Source organism: Chryseobacterium sp. MHB01 (assembly GCF_034651565.1).
Lineage (GTDB): Bacteria > Bacteroidota > Bacteroidia > Flavobacteriales > Weeksellaceae > Chryseobacterium > Chryseobacterium nepalense.
In genome coordinates, this window is sequence record NZ_JAYEDA010000005.1 from 135782 (window position 1) to 149593 (window position 13812).

General features: G+C 38.2%; 13 protein-coding genes. 6 read left to right on the forward strand and 7 right to left on the reverse strand.

The window, feature by feature from the left end; translation table 11 throughout:
- Window positions 1-225 precede the first annotated feature (225 nt).
- From U9K52_RS10260 to leuB, 3 genes are read left to right on the forward strand one after another with little or no spacing between them, the layout of a single operon-like run.
- Complete coding sequence (locus U9K52_RS10260) at window positions 226-360, forward strand: hypothetical protein (protein ID WP_322926340.1); 135 nt, start codon at window positions 226-228, stop codon at window positions 358-360.
- Between the two features lie 57 nt (window positions 361-417).
- Complete coding sequence (gene leuD / locus U9K52_RS10265; RefSeq protein WP_322926342.1) at window positions 418-1023, forward strand: 3-isopropylmalate dehydratase small subunit; 606 nt, start codon at window positions 418-420, stop codon at window positions 1021-1023.
- Window positions 1007-2128 (forward strand): 3-isopropylmalate dehydrogenase, encoded by a 1122-nt coding sequence (leuB, locus tag U9K52_RS10270; protein WP_322926343.1) that lies wholly within the window; start codon window positions 1007-1009, stop codon window positions 2126-2128. The genes leuD and leuB overlap by 17 nt, the downstream gene beginning before the upstream one ends.
- Before the next feature lie 154 nt (window positions 2129-2282).
- On the opposite strand, the gene U9K52_RS10275 is transcribed toward leuB, so the two are convergent.
- The 7 genes from U9K52_RS10275 to U9K52_RS10305 all read right to left on the reverse strand — a co-directional run bounded on the left by U9K52_RS10275 (window position 2283) and on the right by U9K52_RS10305 (window position 9158).
- Window positions 2283-2468, reverse strand: a complete 186-nt coding sequence (locus U9K52_RS10275; RefSeq protein ID WP_248393494.1) for a hypothetical protein — start codon at window positions 2466-2468, stop codon at window positions 2283-2285.
- Window positions 2469-2479: 11 nt separating this feature from the next.
- Window positions 2480-3085 (reverse strand): DUF4230 domain-containing protein, encoded by a 606-nt coding sequence (locus tag U9K52_RS10280; RefSeq protein ID WP_322926345.1) that lies wholly within the window; start codon window positions 3083-3085, stop codon window positions 2480-2482.
- A gap of 3 nt (window positions 3086-3088) precedes the next feature.
- Window positions 3089-3655: a thioredoxin family protein gene (locus U9K52_RS10285; protein WP_322926346.1), complete on the reverse strand. Its 567-nt coding sequence runs from the start codon at window positions 3653-3655 to the stop codon at window positions 3089-3091.
- Window position 3656: 1 nt separating this feature from the next.
- Complete coding sequence (locus U9K52_RS10290; RefSeq protein WP_322926347.1) at window positions 3657-4124, reverse strand: nucleoside triphosphate pyrophosphohydrolase family protein; 468 nt, start codon at window positions 4122-4124, stop codon at window positions 3657-3659.
- A gap of 231 nt (window positions 4125-4355) precedes the next feature.
- On the reverse strand, window positions 4356-7286 hold the full coding sequence (locus U9K52_RS10295) for a reprolysin-like metallopeptidase (protein WP_322926348.1): 2931 nt from the start codon (window positions 7284-7286) through the stop codon (window positions 4356-4358).
- A gap of 205 nt (window positions 7287-7491) precedes the next feature.
- A complete protein-coding gene (locus U9K52_RS10300) occupies window positions 7492-7992 on the reverse strand; it encodes a DinB family protein (RefSeq protein ID WP_312174176.1) in 501 nt (166 codons plus the stop codon).
- 26 nt (window positions 7993-8018) lie between these two features.
- Complete coding sequence (locus U9K52_RS10305; RefSeq protein WP_248393500.1) at window positions 8019-9158, reverse strand: acyl-CoA dehydrogenase family protein; 1140 nt, start codon at window positions 9156-9158, stop codon at window positions 8019-8021.
- Window positions 9159-9349: 191 nt separating this feature from the next.
- Here U9K52_RS10305 and U9K52_RS10310 point away from each other — a divergent pair, with 191 nt between their 5' ends.
- The 3 genes from U9K52_RS10310 (at window position 9350) to U9K52_RS10320 (ending at window position 13811) form a co-directional block, all read left to right on the forward strand.
- Window positions 9350-11212, forward strand: a complete 1863-nt coding sequence (locus U9K52_RS10310; protein ID WP_322926351.1) for an endonuclease — start codon at window positions 9350-9352, stop codon at window positions 11210-11212.
- 256 nt (window positions 11213-11468) lie between these two features.
- Window positions 11469-11909, forward strand: a complete 441-nt coding sequence (locus tag U9K52_RS10315) for a GPW/gp25 family protein (RefSeq protein ID WP_248393502.1) — start codon at window positions 11469-11471, stop codon at window positions 11907-11909.
- Between the two features lie 24 nt (window positions 11910-11933).
- Entirely contained in the window at window positions 11934-13811 is a 1878-nt protein-coding gene (locus tag U9K52_RS10320; RefSeq protein WP_263603075.1) for a type VI secretion system baseplate subunit TssF, read from the forward strand.
- Window position 13812 lies beyond the last annotated feature (1 nt).

A 13812-nucleotide genomic window follows, 5' to 3' on the forward strand; every position in this document is an offset into this window, starting at 1 on the left:
AAGATTTAAACATTTTAGTTTTTTAAATTTAATACTTAAGTGGAAAAAAAGAACACATAAGTTAAAAAATCAAAGATTTTCTCTTTGCAGACTTTGAAATACTTTAAATAAATCCAATAAAGTCTTTTATATCTTTTGCGGTTAAATTTAAAAATTAGTTTAAACAAGCTTTTAGTAAGTGAATTATCAATAGTGAATTTTAGAAATTGATTATTGATTCACAAAGTGAAATTAAACGTTCACTTTCCTAGCCCCGATAGAAACGGTTACCCCGGAGCAAGAGCTGGAGAAATGCTGGAATATAAGGATTTAGCAATGGAGAAGGCGGGAAGAATGGGAGCGAGGAGTATGAGTGGATAGCGGGATTAAGCTCCTGAAAATTAATTGAATAAATAACTATAATTGATTTAGCACAAAATGCAAAAATTAGTCATTATACAATCCCGGGCAATTCCGTTGCCGGCAGAAAATATAGATACCGACCAGATTATTCCGGCCCGGTTTTTAAAAAGTATTGATAAAAAAGGGTTCGGTGAAAACCTTTTCCGGGACTGGAGGTACCGTGTTCATACGAATGAAGTGAATCCCGATTTTGTATTAAATAATTCAAAATACTCAGGTGAAATTCTGGTGGCAGGAAATAATTTCGGCTGTGGAAGCAGTCGGGAACATGCAGCGTGGGCGTTGACGGATTATGGTTTTAAAGTTGTTATATCCAGCTTTTTCGCCGATATTTTTAAAGGAAATGCTTTAAATAACGGGTTGCTTCCTGTAAAAGTTTCGGAAAGTTTTTTAAAGGAAATTTTACATGGCATTACCGAAAATCCTGAAGCAGAAATAAAGGTTGATGTGGAAAGCCAGACCATACGATTTGGAAATCGTTCCGAATATTTTGAAATTGATTCTTATAAAAAAATCTGCCTGATGAACGGGTATGATGATATTGATTTTCTGATCAGCAGGAAAAAAGCCATTCAGGAGTTTGAATTAAAAACGCAGAAAATATATGAAAACAAGTTTTAAAATTGCCGTTCTTCCCGGAGACGGAATAGGACCGGAAGTAGTGAACGAAAGCACTAAAATTCTGAACGCAATTGGCGAAGTTTTTAATTATACCTTCGAATTCACGTACGGATTGATGGGCGCAGAAGCGATTTTTAAGACGGGAAATCCCTTACCGGAAGAGACGCTGCAAATCTGCAAAGAGTCTGATGCAGTACTTTTCGGAGCAATCGGAGATCCGTCTTTTGATCATAATCCTGATGCAAAAGTTCGTCCGGAACAAGGTTTACTTAAACTGCGAAAGGAGCTCGGACTTTTTGCCAACATCCGTCCTTTAAAAACATATTCTTCCCTGATTGACAAAAGCCCTCTGAAAAAAGAAATTATTGAAGGGGCCGATATCCAGATTTTCCGGGAGCTTGTGAGCGGAATTTATTTCGGTGAAAAATTTACCGATGAAGAAGCAGGATACGCTTATGATATTTGTAAATACTATCGTGATGAAATTGCACCGATCGTTCATATGGCTTTTCAGGAAGCGCAAAAACGCAGGAAAAAATTAACCCTGATTGACAAAGCTAACGTTTTAGATACTTCCAGATTATGGAGAAAAGTCTGTAAAGAGATTGCACAGGAATATCCGGATGTGGAACTTGATTTTATGTTCGTGGATAATGCAGCAATGCAGTTGATTTTAAACCCGAAACAGTTTGATGTAATTGTAACGGAAAATATGTTCGGGGATATTATTTCGGATGAAGCGAGCGTGATCGGAGGTTCTATCGGTCTTCTTCCTTCGGCTTCCATCGGAAATGAAAATGCTTTATTTGAACCGATTCATGGGTCTTATCCTCAGGCAAAAGGAAAAGGAATTGCCAATCCTGTGGCATCTGTTTTAAGTACAGCAATGATGCTGGATTATCTCGGACTGGGACAGGCGGCGGAAAAATTAAGACAGTCTGTAGAATATGCGATCGAAAATAAATATGTAACAATGGATCTGAATGCAGAACAGCATTATTCGACGGGTGAAGTAGGGAGCTTTATTGCCGATTACATTAAATATTCCGAAAAGTCTTATTATAATTTTGAGAATGTAAAAATCGGAAAATCTACGATTGTCTGATTAAAAAAATAATTTCGCTTCGCTGAAAATTAGATAATATAGTTAACAGTCCATAAAATTCAGACGGCGGAGCGAATTTTTATATGGTTTGATTTTTATTTGTATATTTTTTTTCTAAAAAAGGTTCCGCTTTTATAAGCAGAACCTTTTTATGTTATCCTTTGATATTGTCCGTTTTTCCGGATTCATTGTTTTTTGAAGATTTCTGAACGTCTTCCTTGTCTACATCAGAAGGGTTGGTTTTCTTTGATGCTGCAGGGATATTCTGGAAATCCTCATTTTGCTTTTTTGTTTCTGCGGTGTTTGCAGATTCCTTTTTTTTGTTTTCTTCTGAGTTCATTGCTTTAAATTTTACAGTTTTAGAATGCCCAGCTTTCCTGTCTGGTCTTCTATTGTATAATTCAAAGCCTTTGCCAAAACAAAAATCGTATTGAGATTTTCCATGAGCTGCTCTTTGCCTTCACTTTTCAGCCTGTTCTGATCGATAGAATTTATAGCTGTAGTTTTAGCTTTCTGAGTAACATTTTTAATGTCTTTTTCAGAAATTCTGTTAAAGAAAGAATCATCCAGCGACTGGATTTCCACACTTGGCGTAATTCTTATTTCCGGCTCGGGAAGTTCTGTAATAATTAATTTTTTATTAATGGAATCTACTTCCATTTTCATTTTGTTCAGATCATAAGAAACCTGCGCATTGGTTTTAGTATAAGTAATAATACTGTTGCTGGATACTTCTTTTCCAAAAAATTCGTAGCCCATTTTGGTCTTTTGCATGGAGGAAGTATTCTGTTCCAGAACGACCATTTTATTCATCTTTGAAATCTGATTGGTCAGAATATAATAATCTGACTTTTCAGTTTTCTCAGCAGGATTTAAACAGGATCTGAAGCTGAGAAACAGGATCATCATTAGAATGACACCTGCCAGAAACGGTAATATTACTTTTAGATTTCTCAAGATTTATTTATTAAAAATTTCTTTAATTACGGACTGGTCATCCTTTTTTAATATTTCAGCAAGATCTCTTTCAATATATCCTGTCGTCGGCATTTCTATAATCCTGCCGATTTCTTTACCATATCTTTCTACAATAATTGTAGGTACTTTCTGAACGTTGTACCGTACTTCATCTCCTGTCGGGGATTCCTTTTTACGGTTGACTGCGATAATGGTAAGCTTGCTTTCGGGGAATTTTACTTCCTCAAGAATCTTCATGAGGCGTGGGAAATCCCTGTGGCTGTCTTCACACCATGTTCCCATGAAAACAACCATATTATAAGAATTAATTTTCCCTTTTTTAAGTTCGCTGATGGCTTTTTGGTCCAGTGCATATTCGTCGTGCTCTTTTACATACCAATCCGAATACGGAGCTTCCAGGAATTTTTCTTTCAGCTGATTTCCCAGCAGCATTTTCCCGTCGCTGGTGGTTTCCACTTCGCGGCCTACAACGACTTTTTGTGCAGAGAACTGCTGAAGGGCAAGGAACAATACGGAGACCGTAAGAATACTTTTAATAATTTTTTTCATTCTATTTTTCAATAATTGTCTTCAGATCGGCAGGAGAATAATATTTGTTTTTCAGAACTTTATGATCTGCTTTCCTGTAAACATTATATTTTTCACCTGATTTTTCAAAAAATGATTCTACTTCTTTTTCTTTGTAGAATTCTACAGTTTCCTGTGCCTGCTCTTCATTGTCACAAGCCTTCGACATGTTGGATCGCTGTACTTCGTTGAACAGTTCTACAAATTTACTGCCAAGTCCGAATTCCAGAACCGCACCGCTTAATACATATTGCAAATCACACAAAGCATCAGCAATTTCTACGATATTATTATCTGCAATGGCCTGTTTCAATTCGTTCAGTTCTTCCTGTAAAAGTTCAACCCTTAGGTCGCATCTTTCTGGGGAAGGAATTTGCGGAGTATCTAAAATAGGGGCTTTAAAAGTTGTGTGGAATTCTGCTACCTGGTTCAGACTGTCAATTTTATCCATGAATATTTTTTATTTAGGCAAATATAAAAATTAGGTTTCAGAAATCAGAATTCAGGACTTAGGTTTTTATAATTTAATGAAAATCATTAGTTCTTAATCTTGAATTTTAAATTCTAAATTTTGAATTGCAAATCAATCATGATTTATTACTTATTACTAATTGCTCATCACCCATAAAAAAAAGACTGCCCGTTTCCGGACAGCCTTTACTCAATATTAATTGATCAGTTATTAGTTTTTAATGAATCTCTTGGAGGTTTCTCCGATCTGAATCATATAAGCTCCTTTTATAAGACTGCTTACATTGATAGAACCTCTTTCGAGTTTTCCAGAGTTGATTAGTTTTCCACCCATATCGAAGATTTTATAATCTTCCGCCGTCGTATTTGATATATATAAAATGTCTTTCACCGGGTTCGGATACAGTTTAATATCTGTTATAAGATCTTTCGTACCGATTTCACCTCTTCCGGAAGATACGATGTTTAATGTATAATCTTCAACCTGTCCGTAGGTATACGTTCCGCATGAAGAGGAAGGAACCGAACTGTACTGCATCATGACTCTCATTCTTGTGCTTCCTAAAGTAGCTGTAGACGGAATTGTAATAGAACCTGTTGCGGGACTTGTGGTAGAACCCGTTTTGGACCAGGCCAGTTCGCCGCTGTCTGTAAAGTCTCCGTCTCCGTTGTAGTCGATATATACCGCGTATGCTTCACTATACACTGTCGATGTCCATACAGGAGTTACCGAAATTGCATAAGCTGTTCCTCTGGTAACATTGGTAGAGATTGATGTAAAGTTTTCATATCCCGCAGTTCCTGTAGAAGTATTATTAATCGTACCGAATTTTACATTTCCGATTCTTTCATCTGCTGTATTATTTGCAGATGCCGAACAATAGGAAACAGTACTTCCGGACAATGTGGTTACGTTTACCGAGTTGCTTGAAGATGATACGTTTCCAGCCGCATCTTTTGCTCTTACCGAGAAAGTATATGTTGTAGAAGGGCTAAGACTTGTTACAGTATACGATGTAGAAGTTGTAGAACCAATCAATGAAGCTCCCTGGTAAACATCATAACCTGTTACCGCAACATTATCCGTTGCTCCGGACCATGATAGGTTGGTGCTTGTAGAAGTAGTTCCTGACGCTGCTAATGAAGGTGCTGTCGGAGCCGTAGTATCTGTTGTTCCTGATCCTGCATTTACTGTGATATTGGCATTGTTTACATCAAAGAAAATATGATTGGATCCTTTTACCATGATTCTTCCCGTGGTGGTAGATGAATTAGGAATCGTTACCGCCTGAGAACCGTCGTTTGGTGTTCCCGCAAGCAATGTAGTCCATGTATTTCCGCTGTCAGTAGACCAAAGAATATCCACATTCGCTGCATTTACGCCATTTGCCGTTGTTCCTGCTACATTCCAGGTCACTGTTTGAGATGTTCCTCCCGTATATGTTGTTGCTGAATTTTGAGAGCTTACGCTGAATGGTCCTGCAGTTCCGTTTACCGTAATCACTGCATCATCAGAATTGTTTCCTGAACCACCGGCTCTGTTGTCGCGAACCGTAAATCTGAAATTATAGCTTCTTGCTACATTAGATAAGGCTTCCACGGTAATTTCCGAACCAGTCGTTGTTGTAGCTCCGGCTAGAACAGAAGACATTCTCGGAAAATATCTTACCGGTGAAGCGGTTGGAGTAAATGATCTGAAAGTAGGCCCTGAAGCCTTTGTAGCACTTGCCGCGGAGCTTGCGCCGGTCTGGGAAGAAGAAGCATTATCCATTTGTTCCCAGATATAGGTTAACGAATCTCCGTTGGCATCTGTTCCGGTTCCCGTTAACATAAACGGTGTCCCTTTAGGAATAGTGTAATCTAACCCTGCGTTAGCAGTAGGAATTGAATTTCCGGTATTGGTGCTTACAGGACAGGTTTTAGCTTTAATATTATTGGTAATCTGCTGAATGCTGATTGCATGGAAGAACGCATCGGAATGCGGCTGAATATCCTGGCTGGTAATTCCTGCATATCCCATAATTGTTGATCCTGATCCCGGTTCCATATTGGCGCCAGTGCCTTCATTGCTCATAGAAAAGGTATGGTTTCCGCCAAACTGATGTCCCATTTCGTGGGCTACATAATCAATATCAAAATTATCTCCTGAAGGAATTCCGTCTGCCGGAGAAGTATAGCCGCTTCCTTTGGATCCGTTGGTACATACACATCCGATACAGCCTGCATTCCCACCACCTCCGGAAGCTCCGAACAGGTGACCGATGTCGTAATTGGCTTCGCCGATAACTGATGTTAAGGTCGATTGTAGCTGGGAGTTCCAGTTATTCATCTGTGCAGCAGCAGAGTAGGGATCCGATGAGGCGCTTGTATAAATCACAGCATCATTATTGGAAATTAAAACCATTCTTGCCGAAAAATCTTTTTCAAAAACGCCGTTGACGCGGGTCATGGTGTTATTCATTGCAGCTAAAGCATTCGCTTTAGTTCCTCCGAAATAAGCCGTATATTCTCCCGTACAAGACAATGCAAGTCTGAATGTTCTTAGTTTAGCATCATCCGCATTAGGCCTTGCCGCCATATTGGTAGACACTGAAGCGCCTTTCTGGGCAACATCCAGCACGGTACATTCAAATTTATTGAGATCGTCTTTTTTATCAGATTTTTTATAAACAATATAAGTGGAAAGATCTTTGGTGTACGGTTCAATAAAAACCGCAGATTTATCACCATAAATTTCCATGGACGAAAGTCCTAATGGTGAAACACTGAAATAAACAGTTGAAGAAGGATTTTCAAGACCTTCACCCACATATGCTTTTATATCAGGGTATTTTGCAGCCAGCTGAGGATCGAAATTGGAATTTTCTCTGACTTTGAAGTTTTCCATTCTTCCTTCAGCATTGGGAAAAGAGATGATAATTTCAGATTTTTCTCCGGTAGCCAGCCTTTTTGGAGCTTTAACAAGAGCATTTTTTAACCCATTAATGTCAAGGCTGTAAATTTTAGGATTAATAATACTGCTTTTGTTTTCGAAGATGTTGGAAGTTATTTTTCCTGAACCTGAAGACCAGAGACGATCGGTCTGCGCGAAGGAAATGCCGGATAGAAAAAGCATTCCCAACAACGTTAATTGTTTTTTCATATAAATTCTTATTTGATTGTGGAATACCAAATCTAATAAAAATATGATTACGAAAAACAAAATTTTTTAAGAATATTTTAGATATTCCATCTAAATAATTATGCAATACATTAAATATTTCTGTTTTTACATTTTCTCCTAAAAAGAAAATAGCACACGCAAAACACGTGTACTATTCACTTTTAATGATATAATTCTAATTTTTTTAAAATGAGTTATCATCAGCAGTAGGACCGTACATTCCCGGGACTTTATTTCCCGTTGATCTCAGGTAAACAATCAGTTCTCCTCTGTGATGATATAAATGATTAAACAAAAAAGCTCTTATAACCTGAATCTTCGGCATTGGAGGAAAAGCGACATTTCCATTCATTTCCATTCTCCATTCATTCATCATCGTACTTTCATCCCAATTATTCAGGACGTCGTGAGCTCTGGCTACATTTTCTTCAAACTTTTCCACAATAGTCTGCGCTTTTGAAATGTCGCCTTTATCGTAATGATAAGTTCCCATATCAAAGACATCTTTGTTAAATGTTCCGTCATACCAGTTGTAGACTTCTGCAATGTGGGACGCCAACTGAGCCGTTGTCCAGTTTTTTTCAGAAGGTTTCCATTCTAATGCGCTGTCCGGAATTGCATTTAAAAGTTTTCTGGTGTTCTCTGCCTCATGCAGGAATTCACCTAAAAGTGCTTGTTTAATCATTTGTATTTATTTTAAAAATGTTTTTTTTATTTTGTAATATCTCTTCCGATTACGAGTCTCTGAATTTCAGAAGTCCCTTCACCAATGGTGCAAAGCTTTGAATCTCTGTAGAATTTTTCAGCAGGGAAATCTTTGGTATAACCATATCCTCCGAATATCTGAACGGCATTATTGGCGATTCTTACACAGGCTTCGGAAGCATATAGTTTTGCCATTGCACCTTCCTTGGTCATCTTCTGTTTTGCATTTTTCAGAGTAGCTGCTCTTTGGATCAGCAATTCTGCCGCATCAATTTCCGTAGCCATATCTGCAAGCATAAAGTTAATGGCCTGGAATTCTGAAATCGATTTCCCGAACTGATGTCTTTCTTTAGCATATTTTAAAGCAGCTTTGTAAGCTCCTCTTGCTGTTCCCAAACTTAAAGCAGCAATTGAAATTCTTCCTCCGTCAAGGATTTTCATGGCCTGCTTGAAACCTTCTCCCACTTCTCCCAAACGGTGAGAATCCGGCACACGTACATTATCGAAAATAAGTTCTGCCGTTTCAGAAGCCCTCATCCCCAGTTTATTTTCTTTTTTCCCGGAACTGAAACCCGGCATTCCTTTTTCAAGTACAAAAGCAGTGGAATTATTTTTAGCTCCTTTTTCTCCCGTTCTGGTCATCACTACTGCGATATCTCCTGAAATAGCGTGGGTAATGAAATTTTTAGCACCGTTAATAATCCATTCATCACCGTCTTTTACAGCAGTAGTGGACATTCCGCCGGAATCAGAACCTGTATTGTGCTCAGTAAGTCCCCATGCACCGATTACTTTTCCTGATGCAAGCTGCGGAAGCCATTTATTTCTTTGCTCTTCATTCCCGAATTCATAAATATGATTCGTACAAAGGGAATTATGTGCTGCTACGGAGAGACCGATAGAAGGATCAACCTGAGAGATCTCATCCAGAATGGTAACATATTCATGATATCCAAGACCTGAACCACCATACTGCTCAGGAATAACAATTCCCATAAACCCCATTTCTCCTAATTCATGAAATAAATCTTTAGGGAACGTTTGACTTTCATCCCACTCCATAATATTAGGTCTAATATTCTTTTCAGCAAACTCTTTTGCTGTTTCCGCTATCATTTTAATGTTGTCAATAGTCTCTGTATTCATATAGATATATAGTTAATTCCCAAAGATAATTAAATTGACGGAACGCCCAAAAAAATTATTCAAAGCATTCTACTCCTGTTTCAATTTTTTAATTTTCAGGTTTTTATATTTTAAAAGTTAATAATATTTAATAAAAAATCCCGAACTTTAAGGATATTAATTTACTATTTTAGCCACCCAATTTTTACGGCATGAAAAAATTTCTACATCTTATCATTCTCATAGTATCTTATTCTGCAGCGCAGGCTCCGGCGGGATATTATAATGGAACTACGGGTTTATCTGGATATTCTTTGAAGTCCAAGCTCCATGACATTATCTCTGAAAAAAATATCATCTGGCATTATGGCGATCTCACCAATTATTACAACCAGACTGACCTGGATCGGTATTATGATTATGATTCTTCTAACACAACTATACTACTGGATATTTATTCTGAAATTCCTTCCGGTCCGGATGCTTACGAATATACGACTGCAAATATCATCGGGAGCGCCAGCGCGGAAGGTCTGGGTTGGAACAGGGAACACATGATGCCTCAAAGTACTTTTTACAGCAATTATCCTATGTATTCCGATTTATTTTATGTAGTTCCCACCGATGCCAGAATCAATCAGCTGCGGAGCAATTATCCATACGGGATTGCGGGATCTCCGGTTTATTATACATTTACCAATTCATCGAAAATCGCAAAATCTGCTATTCCGGGAATGGCTTATACTGGTCGGGTTTATGAGCCGATTGATGAATTTAAGGGAGATGTAGCAAGAAGTCTCCTTTACTTCGCCGTACGCTATGAGGGAAAACTGAGAACTTTTAATTTTGACAATAATACCAATCCTGCTTCAGATACCAATCCTCTGGATGGAACCGAAGAAAGAGCTTATGATCCGGCCTATATTGCGATGCTGCTTCAGTGGCATCAGCAAGATCCTGTTTCTCAAAGGGAAATTGACAGAAATAATGCAGTATATGCTATTCAGAAAAACAGAAATCCCTTTATTGATAATCCTTCGTGGGCAAATGCAATATGGAATCAGACGACTGACAATACTGCACCACAAAGCCCTGCAAATTTAACGGTTACACAAAACAGCGCTTACTTTGTTACCCTCAGCTGGACACCAAGTACAAGCACCGATGTAATAGGTTATAAAGTGTATCAGAATGGAAATCTGGTGGCAACAACAAAAGGGTCTACTTTCAGTGCGGATCATTTAACACCCTCCACCACATATACCTTTACAGTAAAAGCATACGACAACGGCTATTTACTTTCTCCAGACAGCAATGCCGTTTCCACGACAACTTTAGCGTCAGATGTCTATACTAAAGATCTTTTTGTTTCGAAATATCTTGAGGGAAGTTCGAATAATAAAGGTCTTGAAATCACCAACAGAACAGGCCACGCCGTCAACCTGAGTGATTACAGATTATCGATTCAATTTCCGAGCGGCTCCAATTATTATTTCCCTGACCCTTATGAACTGGAAGGGATCGTACAGAACAATGAAACATTTGTAGTTTTAAATCCGAATGCTAATTTTTCATGCTATACCATCAACCAGGCAAAATTTGCGACAGCGGCTCCACAAATGACATTTTCCGGCAGCCAGTATTTAGAATTAAGATATAAATCTACTACCGTTGATGCAATTGGTGTTCCTTCCACGAATAATTTTTTGGTATTAGGAAATGTTTCTTTATACAGAAAAGCGGGTATCAACCAGCCCAACACAGTTTTCAATAATAATGAATGGGATTCTTATTCTTCCGATTACTGCCAGAATCTGGGTGTGCTTTCCGTATCAGATCTCATTTCATCAGAAAACGCATTCAGAATTTATCCGAATCCGGCCAAAGATGAAATATTTGTTGAAGGAAAAACAGATCAGGTTAAGTCGGTACAAATCCTTGATTTTTCAGGAAAATTGATATATTCTGAAAACTTACCATTTAAAAATAAAAAGAGCATTCCTGTACAGAATCTTGTTTCGGGATCTTATCTCCTTAAGATTGATTATGCGGTTTATCAGTTTATTAAAAAATAATTTTCAAGATATTAATGAAAGCAGGATTCGGGGCTTCAAACTTTGTTTGAAGCCCCGAATCCTTAAATAAACAGATTACAGCGTGCAATTTATCCATTCAAAATAATTTATCTTAATTTCTTTACCCTTTACATCAAAAAGGTTTAAAAACATTCATTAATTTTAGAATTTTACTGTACTATATTTCATGAAAAATCATTAATTTGGTATTCTCTTCTGTCAAACGACAATTATGATGTAATATAGAAGCAGAATTATGGACACACCAAATTACAGAATGCCTTTTGTGCCGTCAACCCTAATGACGGAAGGAGGAAGCATCGATACATGCGATATGGGAGAAAGCATTGCCCATAATATTATGCTTTTGATCACCACCAAAAAAGGCGAAAACAGATATGATGAAAATTACGGAAATGATGTCTGGAACCTTGAATTCGACAATGGCGTTACCAGCGCCGTCTGGGAAACGGTCTTTATTAAAAGTCTCAAAAGGCAGATTCAGGAATATGAACCGCGAATTGTAAATCCCCAGATTGATGCCCATATCCAGATTGTGGAGCATACTTACGACACAAAAGAACATACCGAAATCAAAAAGAAAGTAAAAATTGCCATCAATGCAAAAATGGAGGCTACAGGAGAACGTTTCAGCTTTTCTACGGAACTGTTTCTCAGCCCGATGTCAATTGATTAATTTCTAACACCGCAATCACAAACTATGAATTTAGATCAGAATATATATTCCAAAGAATCGGTAAAGGCGAGAATGCTTCAGAATGCCACTAAAGTATGGGGACTGAAAAGCCCGCAGTCGCTTGATCCGTTCGTAAAACTGCTGATTGACGCTTTCAGCACGGAAGTTTTTAAAGCCAATAATGAAATACAGACGGTAAACGCCAGAATCCTTGAAAAACTGGCAAAACTGTTAACTCCGTCTATTTATACTCATCCGGTTCCTGCACATGCTATTGCTTTTACACAGCCTTTCGAGTCTTCAGAAATTATGTTGGAACATACTGAATTTTTCTTCAGGAAACATATGACATCCACCATAAAATCGGAATCCGATAAACAGATCAACATTCCTTTTACACCAGTGGGGAATGTAAGGATTAACAACGTTCAAACCGCTATAATGTTTGTCGGGAATACCTGCTACAGCATTGATGAGCGTTTAAATAAAATTCCGATTGCAAGGTTTCAGGGAAAACCCGAAGACTACCGAAAAGTAACAATCGGCATTGATGTCAGTAAATATTCCCAGGAAACTTTTCCGAAATATATAAGCATTTACTGCTCTAATCCGGCATTTGAGCACCTGGATTTCACGTATAAGCTATTGCCTTACATTACGGTTACAAGCAATGGAAATCCGCTTTTTATCAAGGAAGGATTAACGTATTACAAAAATACTCAGGCTGAAGGATATGAGCAGATTTTTTACGAACAGTCTATCCGCAATAAAATCATTGAAGATGTAAAAAGTATTTACCATCATAAATTTATTGAAGTAAGCGGAATTTCAAACTCATTATTTTCCGAACCCGGCCAACTTCCGGAAAATCTGAGTTATGTTGATTATAAAGAAGAAATCACCAAACATATTGAAGGGAAACGCTACCTGTGGCTTACCTTTGAATTTCCACCACAGTTTTCCGCAGAAATCCTTGATAATTTTTCTTTCGTCCTGAATGCCTTTCCAATCTATAACCGCGGCTGGAAAAAAACAGAATACAGCCTCGATATTATGGGAAATAATATTCCGCTGGTCACCGATGAAGGTGAGCATTTCCTGTATGTTGATGAAGTTCAGGATGGCGACGGAAGAAGATACACCGAGATTCCGTTTACCCCGAACGACAATCTGAAAAAAGGGCTATACACCGTAAGAAAAGGCGGAATGGAACGTTTTACCAACAGAAACGCTGTCGACATGATCGCCAATGTTCTTGAACTCACACGCGACGAAATCGCCGCTTTCTCTCTATTAAACAGAGATAATGTAAAAGGTTTGCTGAGCGAAATGTCTGATAAAATGAAGTCCATGGTTCAGAAAGTAAATAACGCTAAAAGAAGCATTAAGCAGGAGCTGAACTATGTAATTATGGAACCGGTTGAGAAAACGGATCATACCTACGCTTCGTTCTGGATCACACATTGTACCCTTGCCAACCACATGCGTCCGGGAACGGAATTGTCCAACCAGCTGAAATCTCAGGTTCTTATATTACTCAGTGAAACCATTGGTGGAGCTGAAGAGCAGAAAGGAACCGACAGTATCCAGGCATATAAATATGCTTTAACCACAAGGGATAAAATTATTTCCCTGGAAGATGTGAAAAACTATTGCCGGATGGTACTGAAGGACGAACTGAAAGAAGTCCGGGTAAAACGTGGGACCATGATCAGCAATAAGCCGAAAGAAGGTTTCATAAGAACCGTAGAAGTTGAAATTGTCCCGAACAATTATTCATTTTACGGAAGACTCTACTGGGAAAATATGGCCAATATCCTCAGGAACCAGATTATTCTTAAAGCCATCGACGGCATAGAATATGTAGTGAAGGTAACCAATGAAGACACCGATTTTTCCTGAC